General features: G+C 32.8%; 29 protein-coding genes, 1 pseudogene and 1 CRISPR repeat array (1 of these 31 cut by a window edge). All 30 genes and pseudogenes read left to right on the top strand.

The window, feature by feature from the left end; all coding sequences use genetic code 4:
- Position 1: 1 nt before the first annotated feature.
- The 30 genes and pseudogenes from rplC to V3249_RS03500 all read left to right on the top strand — a co-directional run bounded on the left by rplC (position 2) and on the right by V3249_RS03500 (position 17617).
- Positions 2-697, top strand: a complete 696-nt coding sequence (gene rplC, locus V3249_RS03645; RefSeq protein ID WP_337896662.1) for a 50S ribosomal protein L3 — start codon at positions 2-4, stop codon at positions 695-697.
- Positions 690-1349 carry a 50S ribosomal protein L4 gene (gene rplD / locus V3249_RS03640; RefSeq protein ID WP_129644592.1) on the top strand — a complete coding sequence of 220 codons (660 nt, stop codon included), beginning with the start codon at positions 690-692 and terminating at the stop codon, positions 1347-1349. The genes rplC and rplD overlap by 8 nt, the downstream gene beginning before the upstream one ends.
- Positions 1336-1830, top strand: coding sequence for a 50S ribosomal protein L23 (rplW, locus tag V3249_RS03635; protein ID WP_252262522.1), 495 nt, complete (start codon positions 1336-1338; stop codon positions 1828-1830). Before rplD ends, rplW begins: the two co-directional genes overlap by 14 nt.
- Positions 1830-2678 (top strand): 50S ribosomal protein L2, encoded by an 849-nt coding sequence (gene rplB, locus V3249_RS03630; RefSeq protein WP_341492788.1) that lies wholly within the window; start codon positions 1830-1832, stop codon positions 2676-2678. The genes rplW and rplB overlap by 1 nt, the downstream gene beginning before the upstream one ends.
- The gene (gene rpsS / locus V3249_RS03625) at positions 2678-2953 is read left to right on the top strand and encodes a 30S ribosomal protein S19 (RefSeq protein WP_010321352.1); all 276 of its coding nucleotides are present in this window, start codon (positions 2678-2680) and stop codon (positions 2951-2953) included. Before rplB ends, rpsS begins: the two co-directional genes overlap by 1 nt.
- A 13-nt stretch (positions 2954-2966) precedes the next feature.
- Positions 2967-3335 (top strand): annotated as a pseudogene (rplV, locus tag V3249_RS03620) (50S ribosomal protein L22); the annotation flags it as partial.
- A 95-nt stretch (positions 3336-3430) separates the two neighbouring features.
- On the top strand, positions 3431-4114 hold the full coding sequence (gene rpsC / locus V3249_RS03615) for a 30S ribosomal protein S3 (RefSeq protein ID WP_252262520.1): 684 nt from the start codon (positions 3431-3433) through the stop codon (positions 4112-4114).
- Between the two features lie 2 nt (positions 4115-4116).
- The gene (gene rplP, locus V3249_RS03610) at positions 4117-4527 is read left to right on the top strand and encodes a 50S ribosomal protein L16 (protein ID WP_010321355.1); all 411 of its coding nucleotides are present in this window, start codon (positions 4117-4119) and stop codon (positions 4525-4527) included.
- Between the two features lie 7 nt (positions 4528-4534).
- Positions 4535-4894: a 50S ribosomal protein L29 gene (gene rpmC / locus V3249_RS03605; protein WP_044284056.1), complete on the top strand. Its 360-nt coding sequence runs from the start codon at positions 4535-4537 to the stop codon at positions 4892-4894.
- On the top strand, positions 4884-5168 hold the full coding sequence (gene rpsQ / locus V3249_RS03600; RefSeq protein ID WP_044285657.1) for a 30S ribosomal protein S17: 285 nt from the start codon (positions 4884-4886) through the stop codon (positions 5166-5168). The genes rpmC and rpsQ overlap by 11 nt, the downstream gene beginning before the upstream one ends.
- 1 nt (position 5169) lies before the next feature.
- A complete protein-coding gene (rplN, locus tag V3249_RS03595; protein ID WP_010321358.1) occupies positions 5170-5538 on the top strand; it encodes a 50S ribosomal protein L14 in 369 nt (122 codons plus the stop codon).
- A gap of 3 nt (positions 5539-5541) precedes the next feature.
- The gene (gene rplX, locus V3249_RS03590) at positions 5542-5865 is read left to right on the top strand and encodes a 50S ribosomal protein L24 (RefSeq protein ID WP_044284054.1); all 324 of its coding nucleotides are present in this window, start codon (positions 5542-5544) and stop codon (positions 5863-5865) included.
- 1 nt (position 5866) lies between these two features.
- Positions 5867-6412 carry a 50S ribosomal protein L5 gene (gene rplE / locus V3249_RS03585; RefSeq protein ID WP_010321360.1) on the top strand — a complete coding sequence of 182 codons (546 nt, stop codon included), beginning with the start codon at positions 5867-5869 and terminating at the stop codon, positions 6410-6412.
- A gap of 48 nt (positions 6413-6460) precedes the next feature.
- A complete protein-coding gene (locus tag V3249_RS03580) occupies positions 6461-6646 on the top strand; it encodes a type Z 30S ribosomal protein S14 (RefSeq protein ID WP_010321361.1) in 186 nt (61 codons plus the stop codon).
- Between the two features lie 4 nt (positions 6647-6650).
- Positions 6651-7046, top strand: a complete 396-nt coding sequence (gene rpsH / locus V3249_RS03575) for a 30S ribosomal protein S8 (RefSeq protein ID WP_277446604.1) — start codon at positions 6651-6653, stop codon at positions 7044-7046.
- Between the two features lie 5 nt (positions 7047-7051).
- Complete coding sequence (rplF, locus tag V3249_RS03570) at positions 7052-7591, top strand: 50S ribosomal protein L6 (RefSeq protein WP_069099478.1); 540 nt, start codon at positions 7052-7054, stop codon at positions 7589-7591.
- Between the two features lie 2 nt (positions 7592-7593).
- Positions 7594-7959 (top strand): 50S ribosomal protein L18, encoded by a 366-nt coding sequence (rplR, locus tag V3249_RS03565; RefSeq protein WP_044284050.1) that lies wholly within the window; start codon positions 7594-7596, stop codon positions 7957-7959.
- Position 7960: 1 nt separating this feature from the next.
- Positions 7961-8590 (top strand): 30S ribosomal protein S5, encoded by a 630-nt coding sequence (gene rpsE, locus V3249_RS03560; protein WP_337896665.1) that lies wholly within the window; start codon positions 7961-7963, stop codon positions 8588-8590.
- Positions 8591-8773: 183 nt separating this feature from the next.
- The gene (rplO, locus tag V3249_RS03555) at positions 8774-9220 is read left to right on the top strand and encodes a 50S ribosomal protein L15 (protein ID WP_044284048.1); all 447 of its coding nucleotides are present in this window, start codon (positions 8774-8776) and stop codon (positions 9218-9220) included.
- Complete coding sequence (secY, locus tag V3249_RS03550; RefSeq protein ID WP_303438469.1) at positions 9220-10641, top strand: preprotein translocase subunit SecY; 1422 nt, start codon at positions 9220-9222, stop codon at positions 10639-10641. The genes rplO and secY overlap by 1 nt, the downstream gene beginning before the upstream one ends.
- 30 nt (positions 10642-10671) lie before the next feature.
- Entirely contained in the window at positions 10672-11313 is a 642-nt protein-coding gene (locus tag V3249_RS03545) for a nucleoside monophosphate kinase (RefSeq protein WP_341517506.1), read from the top strand.
- Positions 11304-12056, top strand: coding sequence for a type I methionyl aminopeptidase (gene map, locus V3249_RS03540; RefSeq protein WP_341517505.1), 753 nt, complete (start codon positions 11304-11306; stop codon positions 12054-12056). The genes V3249_RS03545 and map overlap by 10 nt, the downstream gene beginning before the upstream one ends.
- The gene (gene infA, locus V3249_RS03535; protein ID WP_044285649.1) at positions 12057-12284 is read left to right on the top strand and encodes a translation initiation factor IF-1; all 228 of its coding nucleotides are present in this window, start codon (positions 12057-12059) and stop codon (positions 12282-12284) included.
- Positions 12285-12321: 37 nt separating this feature from the next.
- On the top strand, positions 12322-12435 hold the full coding sequence (gene rpmJ, locus V3249_RS03530; RefSeq protein ID WP_010321371.1) for a 50S ribosomal protein L36: 114 nt from the start codon (positions 12322-12324) through the stop codon (positions 12433-12435).
- A gap of 109 nt (positions 12436-12544) precedes the next feature.
- Positions 12545-12961, top strand: coding sequence for a 30S ribosomal protein S13 (rpsM, locus tag V3249_RS03525; RefSeq protein WP_010321372.1), 417 nt, complete (start codon positions 12545-12547; stop codon positions 12959-12961).
- A gap of 6 nt (positions 12962-12967) precedes the next feature.
- Positions 12968-13372, top strand: coding sequence for a 30S ribosomal protein S11 (gene rpsK / locus V3249_RS03520; protein ID WP_010321373.1), 405 nt, complete (start codon positions 12968-12970; stop codon positions 13370-13372).
- Positions 13373-13378: 6 nt separating this feature from the next.
- A complete protein-coding gene (locus tag V3249_RS03515; RefSeq protein WP_069099484.1) occupies positions 13379-14377 on the top strand; it encodes a DNA-directed RNA polymerase subunit alpha in 999 nt (332 codons plus the stop codon).
- A gap of 2 nt (positions 14378-14379) precedes the next feature.
- Positions 14380-14742: a 50S ribosomal protein L17 gene (rplQ, locus tag V3249_RS03510; RefSeq protein ID WP_010321375.1), complete on the top strand. Its 363-nt coding sequence runs from the start codon at positions 14380-14382 to the stop codon at positions 14740-14742.
- Positions 14743-15082: 340 nt separating this feature from the next.
- Positions 15083-16741 (top strand): IS1634 family transposase, encoded by a 1659-nt coding sequence (locus V3249_RS03505; protein WP_341517504.1) that lies wholly within the window; start codon positions 15083-15085, stop codon positions 16739-16741.
- 213 nt (positions 16742-16954) lie between these two features.
- A complete protein-coding gene (locus V3249_RS03500) occupies positions 16955-17617 on the top strand; it encodes a serine protease (RefSeq protein ID WP_337897104.1) in 663 nt (220 codons plus the stop codon).
- 355 nt (positions 17618-17972) lie between these two features.
- Positions 17973-18253: direct repeats of the CRISPR family, unit length 36 nt (it continues 610 nt past the right edge of the window).

Raw genomic sequence — 18253 nt, 5'->3', positions numbered from 1 at the left:
AATGAAAGGAATTTTAGGTAGAAAAATTGGAATGACACAACTTTTTACAGTTGAAGGTGTTTCAATTCCTGTTAGCGTCATTGAAGTTCCTGAAAACATAGTTACAAAAATTCTTACTAAAGAAGAAGATAACTATGAAGCAATTCAGCTCGGTGTTTTTGACAAAAAACAATCAGCTCACAAAAAACCTGAACTAGGTCATTTTGCAAAAGCTGATACAAAACCGAAAAAATTTGTTCGTGAATTCCGCGACTTTCCAGGTTTAAAATTAGGTCAAAGCATTAATGTTTCAATTTTTAGTGCTGGTGAATTTGTTGATGTAATTGGAACTTCAAAAGGAAAAGGTTTTGCTGGTCCAATTAAACGTCACAATCAAGCAATTGGACCTAGATCTCACGGTGGTGGGGGTGGTTCAAAACCAATTCGTCAAACTGGTTCACTTGGAGATATTTCCGGAAACAAAGTTGTTAAAGGAATGACAATGCCAGGACGTCTTGGACATTCTCGGGTAACTAAACAGTCACTTGAAATTGTCAAAGTTGATCAGGAAAATAATTTATTAATAGTAAAAGGTTCAATTCCTGGTCCAAAAAAATCATTTGTTATGATAAGAACCGCAATTAAAAAATCAACTTCTAAAACTCCCATTAATCTTTTTGAAGTTAGTCCCAAAGATCAGGAGTTAAAACATGAATAAAAACACACCAATTTCAATTCAGAGCGCAAAATACGAAAATATTGTTAAATTTAACCCTGATAAAGCTCTTCCAGAAGTTTTATTTGAAAAAAGAGAACTAAAAACTCAAGCTATTTTTGACTCAATTTTGGCCGAAAGAGCCTCACGCCGTTTTTCAACTCACAAAGTTAAAAACCGTGGTGAAGTTTCAGGGACAGGTAAAAAACCTTGAAAACAAAAATCAACCGGGAAAGCCCGTGCTGGATCAAGAAGATCACCAATTTTTGTTGGCGGGGGTCGTGCTTTTGGACCGACAACTTTAAGAAATTACACTCTAAAAGTAAACAAGAAAGTAAAAAAATTAGCTTTTGTTGGTGCCCTTTCCCAACTAGCACAAAATCACCAAGTTTTAGTAAATGATTTTTCAATGGACAAAATTTCAACTAAACTTCTGGTAGAACAGTTAAAAACCTTTAAAATTGATAAACTTCGTCACATTTTAATCGCCTCAACTGATACAAATTTATTTTTATCAGCAAGAAATTTACCAAATGTCGAGTTAGTAAAACCTAATTCAATAACAGTTGAATCACTAGTAAAAACTGATTTGTTAATCATTTCCGAAAATGATATTTCAAGTCTTAAAAAAAGGATTGAAGATGAACGTAAATAATATTATTAAAGGTCCAATTTTAACTGAAAAATCCTACCAGTTAATGTCTCAAGGAGTTTATTCTTTTAAAGTAAGTCCGACAACAAATCGTTCTGAGACAAAAAAAGCTGTTGAATACATTTTTAATGTCAAAGTTGAAAAAGTTAATATTTTCACTGTTCCAAAAAAAGAAAAAAAACTAGGAAAATCACGTGGTTTTAGTACTAAATACAAAAAAGCATTTGTAAAATTAAAACCAGGATATACAATTAATCTTTTTGAGGACGAGACTCCAGCTGCAGCAAGCATTGACCAAACCAACAAAGACCAACAAGAATTTAGTCAACAAATTGAAGAAAAAAGAGCTGAGCTAGAGCAAAAAAATCAAGAAATAGCCCAAAAACTTGCAAAAAAACAGGCAGCCGAAAGTCAAAAAACTGAGGAAAATCAGCCTGAAAATCAGCCTGAAAACCAAACTAACGAACAAGGAGAGACAAACTAATGGCGCTTAAATATTATAAACCAACAACAAACGGCCGTCGTCATATGTCTTCACTTGATTTTGGCGCAAATTTAACAACAAATAAACCAGAAAAGTCTTTGCTTGTAACTTTAAAAAAACATTCAGGTCGTAATGCTCAAGGTAAAATTACCGTTAGACATCAAGGTGGACGGCACAAAAGAAAATACCGTCTAATTGATTTTAAAAGAAACAAAGACAATATTCCCGCAATTGTAAAAACAATTGAATATGACCCAAATCGTTCAGCAAATATTGCGCTTGTTTCTTATATTGACGGTGAAAAACGTTACATTTTAGCACCTAAAAATCTAAAAGTAGGACAAAAAATTGCCTCTGGTCCTGAGGCTGATATTCTTGTTGGAAACTGCCTGCCGCTTAAAAATATTCCTGAGGGTACTTTTGTTCACAATCTCGAACTCCATCCAGGTGCAGGGGGTCAACTAATTCGTTCAGCCGGAACTTGAGCCCAAATTCAAGGTCGTGATGAAAGCGGAAAATACGTTATTCTTAAACTAAAATCAGGAGAATACCGTCGAATTTTATCTACTTGCCGGGCAACTGTTGGTGTAGTTGGAAATGAAGAAAATTCACTTGTTAACATCGGAAAAGCAGGAAGAAATCGTCACAAAGGAATTAGACCAACCGTTCGTGGATCAGTAATGAATCCAAATGATCACCCACATGGAGGTGGAGAAGGTAAACAACCAATTGGACGTAAAACTCCACTTACTCCTTGAGGTAAAAAAGCACTTGGAGTTAAGACAAGAAATCCGAAAAAAGCTTCAACTAAATTGATAATCCGTTCAAGAAAGGAATCTAAAAAATAATGGCTCGTTCACTTAAAAAAGGTCCATTTGCTGATGAGCATCTTCTTAAAAAAGTTGATGATGCAATTATGAAAAATTCACGCAAACCAATTAAGACTTGATCACGCCGGTCAACTATTTTTCCCCAGTTTGTTGGTCTAACTTTTTTGGTCCACAATGGCAAAATTTTTAACGAAGTTTATGTTACCGATGATATGGTAGGTCACAAATTAGGTGAGTTTTCACCAACAAGAACTTATTATGGGCATGGAAAAGACAAGGCTAAAAAGAAATAAAAGGACAATATAAATGAATTTAGATAACAATAATTATGCAGTTGCTTCTTTAAAAACCCAAAGAATTTCTGCCTCAAAAGCACGCCTTGTTGCTAATTTAGTTAAAAATAAACCTGTCTTTGAAGCCCTTTCAATTTTGGCCCATACTAATAAAAAAGCATCACCAATTTTTCGAAAACTAATCAATTCTGCCATTGCCAATGCAATTAATAATCATGGTCTTGAACAAGCAAATTTAGTTGTAAAATCAGCAATTGTTAATGAAGGTCCAACGCTAAAACGTTTTCGTCCACGGGCAAAAGGATCAGCAAGTCAAATTCTTAAAAGAACTTCTCATTTCAAAGTCGTTCTTGCAGCCCTAGACAACAGTCAAGATTCAAACACTTTTGAGACTTTTGACTCTGAAAGTACAACTTCTGCTGAAGTTTTACCAGAAACTAACAATCAAGACTTAAATCCAAAACAAGGAGAAAAATAATGGGACAAAAGGTAAATCCAAATGGTTTCCGTTTTGGAATAACAAGAGCTCATAATGCAATTTGGTATGCAGACAAAAATAAATTTGCCACTAATTTGTTAGAAGATGTTAAAATTCACCGTTTTTTTGAAAAATTAACCCGTGAATACCAAATTGGAAACACAATAATTCGTCGTGATCGCAATAATGCAATTACTGTTTTAGTCTATACAGCAAGACTTGGTTCATTTCTTGGATCTTCAGGCGAAAATCTGAAAAAAATTGTTGAACAACTGAAAAAAACTCTTAAAAACCGCAAAATTGTTTTACACATTGATGCAATTGAAATCACAAATCCTGAATTAAATGCAAAATTAATGGCTGAAACAATCGCCCAAAAACTTGAACAACGTGGATCCTACCGAATTGCCCAAAAATTTGCAATTCGAACCGCACTAAAAGCGGGGGCAAAAGGGGTAAAAACACTTGTCTCTGGTCGTCTTAATGGTGTTGAAATGGCTCGTTCTGAAGGTTATGCCGAAGGTGAAATGAAATTGCACACTCTACGTCAAAATGTTGAATATGCAACCGCAATTGCAAAAACAACTTACGGAATTTTGGGCGTTAAAGTTTGAGTCTCACTTGGTGAAACCAGACAAAAAATTGATATTGAATCTGTTATAAGAAGTGATAAAAGGAGATAAAAATGTTGCAACCAAAAAAAACTAAGCACCGTAAAACTTTCCGTCTTTATCACGATAAACGGGAAGCACACTCAGGAAATTTTTTAGCCTTTGGTGACTATGGACTTCAAGCCGTTGGTTCAGCTTGAATTTCTGCAGCCCAAATTGAAGCTGCCCGTATTGCAATTACAAGAAGAATGGGGCGTGAAGGTCAAGTTATTATTCGAATTTTTCCACATTTGTCCTTAACTTCTAAGCCAATTGGAGTTCGAATGGGATCTGGAAAAGGTTCAGTTGATCGTTGAGTCGCTGTTGTTAAGAAAAATACAATGATGTTTGAAATTAAAGGTGTAAAAGACGATGTTGCTCGTGATGCACTTCGACTTGGTGGGCATAAATTACCACTAAAATGAAAAATAGTAACTATATCTTAGGAAAACAATGGAATATAAAGAACTTTTAAAAAAAACACCAAGCGAACTTAACTCTCTTCTTCTTGAATACCGTTCTGAATTATTTACTTTAAGATTTAAAAATCAAAGTTCAAATTTAGATCAAACTCATAAAATCAGCCAGATTCGTAAAATAATTGCCCGAATTTTAACAATTCTATCTGAGCAAAAATTAGCCCAAAGTCCAAAGCCAAAAAAACTCACCAAAAAGCAAAAAAAAGCACAAAAAGTCGTATTTGCAAAATCGCCAAAATCAATCAAAGCCCATTTTAATGCACATATCAAGCCGCTTTTAGCCCCAAAAATTCAAACAAAACCAGCAGAAATGAGTAGCCAAAATGAACAATAATTTAGAAAAAATGCCCCAAAAGCGTAATCTTCGTAAAACATTGCAAGGAAAAGTGATTCGCACTTCTGAAAAAACAATAATGGTTTCTGTTGAGACAGCTTATAAACATAAACTTTATGGAAAACGGTTCAAAAAAACTAAAAAATTTGCAACTCATGACCAAGCAGGAACAGCAAATGTTGGTGATTTTGTTAAAATAGCAGAATGCCGTCCAATTTCAAAAACAAAACATTTCCGTCTAGTTGAAGTTTTACAAAAAAAAGGAGAAGTCTAAAATGGTTCAAGAACAATCTCGTTTAAATGTTGCTGACAATTCGGGCGCAAAAATTGTTGGTGTAATTCGAAATTTAGGTGGATCTGTTAAAAAAACTTCAAATATTGGCGACATTGTTGTAGTTTCTGTTAAAAAAGCAATTCCTAACGGAATGCTCAAAGAAGGACAAGTCGTAAAAGCACTAATTGTCCGTTCAACATATGGTCTTCGTCGTCCAAATGGTTCACATATAAAATTTGATGACAATGCAGTTGTGATTATCAAAGAGGATGGAACCCCAAGAGGAACACGTGTTTTTGGACCAATTGCCAGAGAAATCCGTGAAAAAGGTTACCTAAAAATCGCTTCACTGGCGCAGGAGGTTCTCTAAAAAATGCAAAAAATTCGTAAAAATGATTCAGTTGTAGTTTTATCTGGCGATGACAAAGGTAAGGTTTCATCTGTCCTTGAAATAATTCCTGCCAAAAATGCGGCAATTGTTAAAGATGTCAACATTAAAACAAAACACCGTAAACCTTCAAATCAAAATACAAAAGGTGAAATTGTCACTTATGAGGCGCCAATTTTACTTTCAAAACTAGCACTTGTTGCCAAAAAAGCTGGAAAAGATAAGCCAGCCGTGCCAACTCGTGTTGGTTTTAAAGTCGAAAATGGTAAAAAAACCCGAATTGCAAAAAAAACAGGAAAGGCTATTTAGTATGACAAAGCTTCAAGAGCACTATCGTGATAATGTTTTTGGCCAACTAAAAGACCATTTTAATTTCAAATCTCCTTCTGAAGTTCCCAAAATTGTAAAAGTTGTCGTTAATATGACTGCCGGAAATCAAGTAACAAATGCAAAAGCAATTGAAGCTGTTCTTGATGATCTTGCAAACATTACCGGTCAAAAACCGTATAAAACAGTGGCAAAAAAATCACTTGCAACTTGAAAACTTCGTCAAGGAATGCCAGTTGGTGGAAAAGTTACTCTCCGTCGTGAACAAATGTGGAATTTTCTTTCAAAAGTTCTCAATATTGCAATTCCTCGTATTCGTGATTTTCGTGGTCTTTCACCTAAGTCTTTTGATGGTAAAGGAAATTTTGCCCTTGGTTTTAAAGAATCAATCGTTTTTCCTGAGATAACTTTTGATAAAATCACAAAAATTCGCGGACTTGATGTAATAATAGTAACAAGTGCAAAAAATAATGAGCAAGCCTTAAAACTTCTTGAATTATTAGGCTTTCCTTTTGCGAAAAAAAGTTAATTTTTTCGCAAAAAATTTTAAAAATTTTTTAGGTTAAAGGATAAATCTATGGCAAAAATGTCGTGAAAAGTCAAAGCAAATCGGGCTCCTAAATTCAAAGTTCGCGCCTATACTCGTTGTCAGTTGTGTGGCCGTTCTCATTCAGTTTTAAGAAAATTCCGTATTTGCCGTATTTGTTTTCGTACTTTGGCTCACCAAGGACGAATTCCTGGAATTAAGAAAGCGAGTTGGTAAAATTATGGCTTTTATAACAGATCCAATTGCTGATATGCTAACCCGAATTCGGAATGCAACAATCAGAAAACACAAACAAGTATCATTTGAGCACTCAAAAATTAAAGTAAAAATGTTAGAAATTATTAAAGAAGCTGGATATATTAAAGATTTCCAAATTGAAGGCGAGCTTAAAAAAACAATAACTGTTGAGCTTAAATACAAAGGAACTACCTCATCAATTTCTGGACTAAAAAGAATTTCTAAACCTTCGCTTCGCGTTTATGCTCCTGCCCAAAAAATTCCTTTTGTCCAATCTGGCTACGGAATTGCAATTTTATCAACTTCAAAAGGGCTCTTAACTGATTCACAAGCAAGAAAGGAAAATGTCGGCGGTGAAATTATCGCCTACATTTGGTAAAAAATATGTCACGTGTCGGTAATCGTGTTTTAATTATTCCTGAAAAAGTTAGTGTTGAAATTAATGGCTCAAATGTTAAAATTCAAGGTCCGCTTGGTATTTTAGAGCGCCAATTTTCTGATTTAATTACAATAATTCAAGAAAATAATACACTAAAAACAATCAGAAAATCTGAAGAAAAACAAGTAAAACAACTTCATGGAACAACAAATTCTCACCTTAGTGGAATGCTAATTGGTGTCTCAAAAGGTTTTCAAAAAGAACTTAAAATTAAAGGGGTTGGGTACAAGGCAACACTAAAAGAAAAAGTTATTGAACTTTTAGTTGGTTATTCTCATCCAGTTGAACTCAAAGTGCCAGGCGAACTTGATGTTTTAGTACCAAATGCAACAACTATTGTAATTAAAGGGATTGACAAACAAAAAGTTGGCCAATTTAGCGCCCAAATTCGTCAAGTTCGTCGACCAAATCCTTATTCAGGCAAAGGAATTTCTTATAGTAACGAAATTCTTAAACTCAAAGAAGGGAAAAAAGCTTCTAAATAATTATGCAAAAATCACGTAATTTTCACCGAAAAGCAAAACATGTCCGTATTTTGAAAAAACTTAGTCCTTCGCACCAAGAGCAAAAAAAATACCGGATTGGCGTATATAAATCTTTACGTCATTTTTATGCTTATATTTTTGATCCTTGGAAAAATCAAGTTATCCTTTCGGTTTCAACACTTGATAAATCTGATAAATACAGCGGAAATATCCAAGCTGCAAGTAATTTAGCCCCTGAATTATACGCTAAATTAAAAGAGCTTAAATTGGAAGAAAATCCTTTTGTTTTTGACCGAAGCGGTTATTTATATCATGGTCGCATTAAAGCTTTTGCCGAATCATTAAGAGCCCAAGGAGTAAAATTCTAAAATGGATACAAATCTTCAAAATAAACCAACCCAGCAAAAAACAAACCAAAACAGTCAAAATCAAAAACAATTGACTCCAAAAGAACCAAACCGTCAACGTCCACGTGCTCAGCGTCAAAAACCAAAAGAGAAAAATTTTCGCCCTGAGTTTGAAGAGAGAATAATTTCAGTTGCCCGGGTAACTAAAGTTGTAAAAGGTGGTCGCCGTTTTTCTTTTAGTGCCTTTGCCGTTGTTGGAAACAAAAAAGGAAAAGTTGGTCTAGGTCACGGAAAAGCTAACGAAGTGCAAGACTCAATTCGCAAAGCCGTAAAAGATGCACAAAACCGGCTTGTAACTGTGCCAATTTATCGAAGATCAACTGTTCCACACGAGATAAATGCTAAATATTCAGCCTCAAAAATTCTCATCAAACCAGCCCCAAGAGGTAAAGGAATTGTTGCTTCAAATACCGTGCGTGCTGTTGTTGAACTTGCTGGATATACCGATATTTATACAAAAACTTACGGATCAAGAACAAAAATTAACGTTGTGCGTGCAACTCTCAAAGCGCTTTTAGGACTTAAAACTATTAATCAAATAGCTGAACTTCGTGATCTTAATCCTTCACAAGTTTTAGCTCAAAAAAAATAACTTTTGCTTTACAAATTCATAAATTTTTCCCTTTATTTAAAAAATAGCAAAAAATCTTTAAATTTGTAGTGCCTCTAAGTAAAATTTAGGCACTACAAATTGCTTAAAACTTTTTTTCATTTTTTTTGAAAAAAAGTTTTAAAATAAAGTATAATTATATAACTTAAAAAAATAGGAACAAACATGGCAATAAGACTTGAAAATTTAACTTATACCCCTGGTGCAAGAACAAAAAAACACCGTAAAGGGCGTGGGCATGCTGCTGGAAAAGGTAAACAAGCCGGTAGAGGTCAATCTGGACAAAAAAAACGTTCAACTGTTCGTCTTGGCTTTGAAGGTGGTCAAAACCCTTGATTTCGTCGTGTGCCAAAAATTGGTTTCCGCAATTTTAACTCAAAAAAATATGAAATCTTTAATTTATCAGATCTTGAAAGCCGTTATCAAGATGGGGATAAAGTTAGTCTTGAGTCACTTTATCTTAAAGGTGTGCTTAAAAAACGTAATTTGCCAGCAAAATTACTTGCAAAAGGTGAATTAACTAAAAAACTTTTTGTAACAACAAATGCTTATTCTGAAGCGGCATTAGTTAAAATTGAAGAGCTTGGCGGTTCAATAACTGAGGTAAACTAGTGAGCAAACTTTTTGCTAAACTTTGAGAAAAGACAAATTCTGGATATATAAGTTTGAAAAATTATATCCAACTTGTTTATAAAGAAAAAGTTCTTGCCCGCAAAATAATTTTTACATTTTTTTTATTGGTAATTTTTATTGTTTGTGGTACAATTACTATTCCTGGGCTCAGGTTGTTGCAATTTCAAATTGATACCAACTCATTTTTAGGTATCATTAATACCGTCGGTGGTGGCGGGTTACTTAATTTTTCAGTTGTTGCCTTAGGCATCAGCCCTTTTATTACGTCGTCTTTGTTTATGCTTATTGCGCAGACAAAGATTTTTCCTCCAATTCATCGACTTTCCCAGTCTGGTCCTGCCGGAAGAAGAAAAATCAATATAATTACAAGGTTTTTGACTCTTCTTGTTGCGCTTATTCAGGCGATTGTTTTAATTCGAACCGTTATTCTTAATGAAAGTTTTGGCTTTGTTCGTTTAGAAATTACTAGCGCTGCATATGTTTGGTTTGTTTTACCACTTATTTTAGTCGCTGGTTCGCTGTTTTCCTTGTTTTTAGCCGAACAGATAACCGATAAAGGTGTAGGAAACGGGACTTCGTTATTAATTTTTTCGGGAATAATTGTTGGTCTTCCACAACGTTTTCGTCATGCTTTTGAGTATTTAGTCGATCTTTCTTCCCCTTCTTCCTTAATAACGCAAGTTCTTAGTTTTATCCTTTATATTGTTGCATTTTTGGCTATTTTATTTATATCAGTTTATGTTTATTTGGCCGAGAGAAAAATCCCAATTCAACAAACTGGTTCAGGAATGTCCAAAAACATTAAAGAAATATCGGTTTTACCTTTAAAACTAAATCCAGCCGGAATTATGCCAGTAATTTTTGCTTTAATTGTTGTTTCAATCCCTTCACTTTTGACCGGATTTTTTGACCGAAACACTTCAGCTGCCCGTAATTGAATCGATAATAATTTGCAAATTCACCATCCTATTGGTCTTACTATTTTTATTGTATGTAATATTATTTTTAGCATTATTATGTCGCTTCAACAATCACGGATTGATAAAATTTCTCAGGATTTTGCAAAAAATTCAACTTTTATCCCCGGTATTCGTCCTGGCGAGCAAACTGAAGATTATTTAATTGGTGTTATTCTTCGAATTTCAGTATTTAGTGCAATTTATTTAACTTTTCTTGGAATTTTCCAGCCAATTGCGATAATGTTAGGTCTACCTTCGGCAATAACGTTTTCAGGAACTTCGATAATAATTTTAGGAACAACTGCTCTTGAGACTATATCGCAAATTAAAGCACGTTATGGAGCGCAAAAAGTACTAAAACAAACAAAAAAAATCCGCAAAAATCTTTCATACAAACAAGATTCTTCCTCAGCAAAGTCAAGTCGCGATTTATTATGGTAAAAAATTAAAAAAGGTCTTAAAAATTTAACAATGTCATCATCTAATTCAAAAATTCTTTTAATTGGCGCCCCTGGTTCAGGAAAAGGTAGTATTTCAAAAATTCTAGTTGACAAGTTTAAATTAGTTCATATTTCTACTGGTAATCTTTTCCGTGAAAAAATTGAAAAAGATCGTGATTTTGCCGAGAAAATTCAAAACTATGTTAAAAATGGCCTATACGTTCCTGATGAAATCACTAACGATTTATTGTCAAATTTTATCAGTCAACTCTCGCCGCAAACAGGTTATATTCTTGATGGCTACCCGCGGACATTAAACCAACTCAATTTTATGAACGAAAATAAAATTGATGTTGACAAAGTTTTTTACCTCCAAATCCAGCCAGAGACAATAGTTAGCCGCCTTTCTCAACGTTTGTTTTGCAGTAAATGTCAAAAATCATATAATTTATTACTAGCAAAACCAAAAGTAGAAAATACATGCGACATTGACAACGAGCCTTTATTTACCCGACCAGATGATCGTCCTGAAATTGTTAAGCTTCGAATTGAAAAATTTAATGAATCTGTAAGCCCAATTGTCGATTTTTATGAAAAACATGGTAAAATTTATTACTTAAATGTTGACAGAAGCCTGGATAAAATTGTTAGTGAAATTGAAAAATGTCTCTAATTAAAACAGAATTTGAAATTGAGCAACTAAAAATTGCCGCTAAACTCCTGGCAGAAGTCAAGAAAAAAATTTATGACTTTGTAAGACCAGGAATCTCTTTAAAAGAAATTGATGCCATCGCTTTTGATGAGATTATTGCTAAGGGTGCCAAACCAGCATTTTTAAATTATCACGGTTTTCCGGCAACTATTTGTATAAGTGTTAATGAAATCCTCATTCATGGTATTCCAAATGACTACATTCTTCAAGAAGGTGATTTGGTTTCCGTTGATTTAGGGCTATCTTATAATGGTTTTTTTGCCGACAGTGCTTTTAGTAAATCCCTTGGCCCAAATGTTGAAAATGAAAAACTAATAAAATGCGCTGAGGAAGCTTTTTTTGCCGGATTTAAGGCAATTAAACCTGGCGCAACAACAGGGGACATTGGTTTTGCGATCAGTCAAGTAATAAGATCTTATGGATTTTTTACCCCTGTTGAATTTTGCGGGCATGGTATTGGCAAAAAATTGCACGAAAATCCGAATATTTTCAATTTTGGCGTCCCGGGTACAGGAAAAAAATTACAAAATAATATGGTAATTTGTATTGAGCCAATGATCGTCCAGAGTTCTCCGCGAATAAAAATTTTAAAAGACGGATGATCGGTACAATCAAATGATGGTAAAAAAACTTCCCATTATGAACAAATGATTTTAATTCAAGACGGGAAGGGAATAATACTAACAGAAATGGATCAAAAATAGATGCAAAATTCTTCAAAAGAACAAAAATTATTATTTCAAGGTAAAATATCACACGTTTTTAATTCCCAAGAATACGAAGTAACTCTTGAAAACGGAGTAAAATTAAATTGTCATATTGCTGGGAAAATGAAACTTCACCACATTAAAATTATTTTAGGCGACAGCGTTAAGGTTGAAATGTCACCTTATGATCTTTCAAAAGGAAGAATTGTTTACCGCTTTAAATAATTTTTTTGAAATTATTACCTAAATTTAAAGGAAAAAAATGAAAGTTCGAGCAAGTATTAAAAAAATTTGCAAAGATTGTAAAATAATTAAGCGTCGTTCGGTGAACCGTGTAATTTGTGTTTTGAAAAAACACAAACAAAGACAAGGGTAGTTTTTGATTTTTGTTCTATTTTGTTAGTATTTTTCGCCTTTAAATTTCTAGAGGTGAAAAATAAAATTTTATAAAAAGGAAAATATATTTATTTAAATAAGTTTAAAATATGGCACGTATTCTTAATGTTGAAATCCCCAATCATAAAAGAATTGTAATTGCTCTTACAAGTATTTATGGAATTGGAAAATCGCTTGCTGCAGAAATAATTGACAAAACTGCTGCAATTCAGCAAGAAAAATTTGGGAAAAAATATCCTGTTTTAACCCAAGATACAAAAGTTAAAGAAATCCAAGAAGATGTTTTGCAAATCATTCGTGATATTGCAAAAACTTATAAAACCGAAGGTGATCTGCACCGTGAAGTTCAGTCAAATATTAAAAGACTAATTGAAATTAAATGTTATCGTGGAATCCGTCATCGTAAAGGTCTTCCAGTTCGTGGTCAAGTAACTCAGAAAAACGCACGTACTCGAAAAGGTCCAAGAAAAGCAATTATGGCAAAAAAAGACAAAGGTAAAAAATAGTTAATCATGGCAACTAATACTCGTAAAGTTAAAAAAATCCGTCCAAAAAATGTAACAGCCGGAATTGCCCACATTCACTCTTCACACCAAAACACGATAATTTCTTTCACTGACAAACAAGGAAATGTAATTTCTTGAGCTAGTTCAGGGTCAATTGGCTTTAAAGGAACAAAGAAAAAAACCGCATATGCTGCTACCTTAGCAACAGCTGCTGCTGCCCAAAAGGCCCGTGAACACGGAATGCGTGAGGTTGTTGTTCACCTTAAAGGAACTGGGCAAGGAAAAGAAGCCGCCCGTAAGCAAATTATAACTTCAGGAATTAATATTTTACTTACCCAAGACGTCACCCCAATTCCTCACAATGGAACTCGCCCACCGCGTAAATGATTTAAACGTCAGGAAAAAAGGTAGGATTTTATGAAAAAACATGCAAATGTTTATTATTCTGAAAACTTAACTGACCAAATTAGTGAATTTGAAACAAGTTTTGAACTAAAACCGCTCGAGCGCGGACTTGGAAATACAATCGGAAATGCCCTTCGTCGTGTAGTTCTGTCTTCCATCACTTCTTGTGCTGTTTTTGGGGTAAAAATTGCCGGCGTAACTCATGAATTTAGTATTCTTGATGATGTAATTGAAGATGTTGTTACAATTCTAAACAACCTAAAAAGAGTCCGTTTTTTCTATGATCCTGCTCTTTTTGATCAAAATCAAATTCACCGGGCAAGTTTTAATGGCCAAAAAGCTGGACAAATTTATGCTCGGGACATTGTTTCTGACAGCGGACTAAAAATTGTCAATCCTGATTTATATATTGCTGATGTTTCCCGGGTTAATTCACTTAAATTTGAACTTTTTATAACCTCAGGTAAAGGTTTTAGCGATTTTGAGACTAACAAAAAATTCGTCAACGAAGTTTTACTAAGTCTTGAATCAAATCTTGATGGCACAGTTTTGGCTGTTGATAGTGATTTTTCACCGGTTTTAAGTGCTAATTATCAATCTGTGGAAATTAACTCAGCCAGCCCGATTGTTGAAGAAAAACTAAGTTTTTCAATCAAAACTGACGGTTCCATTAAAGCAAAAGATGCTGTCTCTGAGGGTTCAAAAATCTTATTAGCCCACCTTAATATTTTGGCAAATGTCGAAAACATTAACAAATTCTCCGAGGAATTTTTTGAACCTTTGGTTGTCAAAGAAGAACCATCCCGCCGCTTTTCGGATGCAATTGAGTCTTTGGATCTTTCGGTGCGCTCAATAAATGCGCTTAGACGCGCACATTATTATAAAATTTCTGACATTGAAAATCTAACACAAGATGACTTTGAAAATATTAAAAATCTTGGCCGTAAATCAGTTCAGGAAATAATTGAAAAACTTGAAATATATAAAAACGAACAAAAAGGAGAAAACTAATTATGGCTAATCCGCACCAAATTTATTCCCGTGATGCTGCCTGAGATCGCCAAGTTTTCCGCTCACTTGCAACTTCTTTAATTTTACATGGTCATCTAAAAACCACGCTTGCACGGGCAAAACGTCTTCGTTCTGTTGTTGAAAAACTAATTACCAAAGCCAAAAAAAATGATCTAGCAGCTCGCCGTCAGGTTCTTAGTTATTTATATAACCAAAAAACCAAAGATGGAATGAAGGTTATGCCTTATTTATTTACCAAAATAGCACCTCGTTACCAGGAAAGACAAGGTGGTTATACTCGAATAGTGAAAATTCCTAGCCGAAATGGTGATAATTCAAAAATGGCGATTATCGAACTAGTTTAGTTAGAAATTTAAAGACCAAAATCTAAAAAAGCCTATGAATTCATAGGTTTTTTTGTGCTTTTAGGTCAAAAATTGTTCCTGAATCTCGAGTTTCCCGGTTTGATGCAAAAATTTGCTTTTTAGTTAATATAAATAGGCAAAATACCTGTAAAATCCGTGCTTTTTAAGGTTAAAATCTTAATTTTCCCGAGTTTCCCAGTTTGAAGGCAAAAATTCACTTTTTAGTAAATATAAATATGAAAAAAGACCTGTAAATCGGTGTTTTTTGAATGTAAAACCTTAATTTTTATTGGTAGCATTTGGTAGCATTTTAAGTAATTTTATGGTATAATTATACATTATGAAAAAACAAAATTTGTTTTTATTTAGTGTTTGAGGATCTTCAAAAGATAAACCATATAAATATGTTGGCTGAACACAAGGTTATTCCAAAGGTCCAAAACGTTGATTTAGTTTAGGAAATGAGCGGAATTTGGAAAAAATTAATCCAAATGCTGTTCAAATTATCAAAGAAAAATTGAAATTGTTTTCAAATTTAGATGACAAAGATAAAGTCAAGGCTATTTTACTTGATTCTATTAAAAATTCCGCAATAATCGAAGGTTCGGTTTTTGTTGGCGGGGAATTAATTGAAAAACTTATTGAAAAGCACAATATTTTTGAATCACTTCCTAAAAGTAGACATAAAAATATGAAAGAAATTTTTAACTACTTAATTTCAAAACGGATCACTGATCCTGGCAGCATTATTAATGCTTTTGATAAAAAGGATGACTACTCAAATCAAATAAATGCTTCCAAAAATAGCTTTTATAGACTCCTAGATCTTGTCTTTGAGTCACAAAATCAACTTTTAAATAGTGTCAACAAAATGGTAACAAGCGAACTTGGAAAAAGGGACAGTGAATTTTATTTTGACTCATCAACAATCTATTTTGAGACATTTGAAAGAAATGGATTAAGAATTCCTGGCTATTCTAAAGATGCTAAATTCAAAGAAGACCAAATTGTCATTGGCTTAGCGTGTGATAAAAATGGTATTCCTTTTCATATTAAAGTTTTTAAAGGAAATACCGGCGATTCTAGTACATTAATCCCTTTTGTATTAGATGTTGAATCCAAATATAATATCAAAAATATGACAATAATCGCTGATCGCGGCATGTCAACTGCTGCAAATATTCGATTTCTTGAATCAAGAAACTATAATTTTATTATTTCATATCGTGCAAAGGTAGGGACTCAAAAATTCAAAAATTATTTACTAGATCCAAGGGATTATGTTGATGTAAATGCGGATTTTAAGTATAAAAAAGAAGAATTTTATTCATCTTATAAAAATAAAAGATACACTGAAAATATTAGAAGAAGAATTATTACTTACAGTACAAAAAGAGCGATAAAAGACAGAAAAGCTCGTGAAGAGCAAATCGAAAGTTTTATTAAAAAACAAAATAAAGACGGTTTTATTGAAGTAAACAAATTGTTTGGTAAAAAACCTAAATATTTTAAGGAAATTTCAAACATGAAATTTGAATTAGATCAAAGTAAAATTGACAAAGACAAACAATTTGACGGTTACTATGTTTATGAAACAAATATGCTAAATTTGAATGTCTTAGATATAGTTGAAAAATACCAAAAACAGTGGAATATTGAAGCTAATTTTAGAAGTCTAAAAGGTTTGTTGAATATTCGGCCCGTATTTTTAAGAATTGACGAGCACATTCTAGCTCATACACTTTTGTGTTTTATCTCACTAGTTATTTTAAAAACTATAATATTTAAAATCAACAAACATATTAGTGATAACAAGTTATTTGAAAACAATCAATTAACTGAGGTTGGTTTAGTAACGATGTTGCAAAAATTAAGGCAAAGGGTTGAATTTAACACTTTAGATCAGCAAATAACATTTAAAAATCGAGATGGTGTTCCTAGTGATCCGAATATTTGAAATAGGTATGATTTTTACTTTGATATCTTAATAAATCACTAATAAAATTGTTATTAACTTTTACCGAAAAACTTAAAAAAGTGCCTAAAACCAGATGCTTTTTTAAAATTACCTTATCAAACTGGGAAACTCGGGAGGTTAAAATCTTAATTTTTATTATTTTAAAATCAACCTTTTACGAAAAAAAATGCTTGGTTTGTGAAAAAATTAAGGTATAATTAGAATCACTTAAGAATAAGACACTTTTAGATAAAAATGAAAAAATTCACTAAAAAATACGGGTTTATTGGTTTATTTTTGGCTCTAAATCTTGGAATTTTGTTAGCAAACGTTGGTTTGCTAACAAATAATTGAATAAAACTCAGCCCAAAAATTAACCATGAAAGTCTTTTAAAGTCAATTGTTGAAATTAAGCTTCAAAAAAACGATGATATTTCTTTTGCTACCGGTTTTGTTATAGATAATAAAATTATTACAAATAAACACATTCTTGAAAATAGCGATGAAATCGATATTTTTTATCGCTTTGCAAATGAAAAAGACTACAAAAAAACTAAAATAATAAAAATTTCACCAAACTATGACATATTAAGTTTGGAACTAAACACACAAGTTAAAAATCTTGAAATAGAAGAAAAATTTGATTATGGCGATGAAATTTTTACAATTGGAAATCCACATAATCTTGGCTTAACAATCAACAAAGGAATAGTTTCAGGAACTAATAAAATAACTAATCAAAATTTTGTTAGAACTAGTATCACAATTGAGCCAGGAAATAGTGGTGGTCCTGTTTTAAATACTAAAAATAAAGTAATCGGGATAATGACGTTTCGGCTTATAAATGAAAAACCAGTTCAAGGTATTTCTTTTTTTGTACCTTCAAGCAATATAAAAGAATTTTTAAATTCAAATTAAATTTTTAATTTTCTAAATTATTAACTATCAACTCCATTAGATAAATATAGTCAAAGTTATTAAAATTTGTGATTAGTTTACTCTATTAAGAAATTTCGCAGCAAGGAAATAATATGCCATAAGTGGTAACATGTTGGTAGAGCCATTTTGTTCAATTAATAAATTCTATAGCGCAAGAACAACGGCATTTTAAGGTTCCCTTGTCTAAATGTTGCTTTATTCTAATAAAATATTCTACACTACAAAAACTATACTTGCTCTTGCGTCTTGCCTTGCAGTATTCATTTTTTACTCTAAAATGCAATTTTAATTCACACAAATATCCTTTTTTTCATAGGCCTTCTCGATGTCTTCAGTTTTACTCTATTAAGAAATTGTACAGCACAAAAACATATAAGAGATTTTGCAAAAGGTCTGGAGTTTTACTCTAGTAAAAAATTGTACAGCACAAAAACTAGTATAGACCCGAGTAATATGGTCTTAATGTTTTACTCTAGTAAAAAATTGTACAGCACAAAAACGGATTAGCGAATATTTGACTCTTGAAGATGGTTTTACTCTATCAAGAAATTGTACAACACAAAAACTTTGAGATATATTCTTTTTTGAACCTTGCGTTTTACTCTAGTAAGAAAT

Source organism: Mesomycoplasma ovipneumoniae, from assembly GCF_038095995.1.
GTDB classification, from domain to species: domain Bacteria; phylum Bacillota_I; class Bacilli_A; order Mycoplasmatales; family Metamycoplasmataceae; genus Mesomycoplasma; species Mesomycoplasma ovipneumoniae_F.
This window is presented reverse-complemented; position numbering and strand designations above follow the sequence as displayed.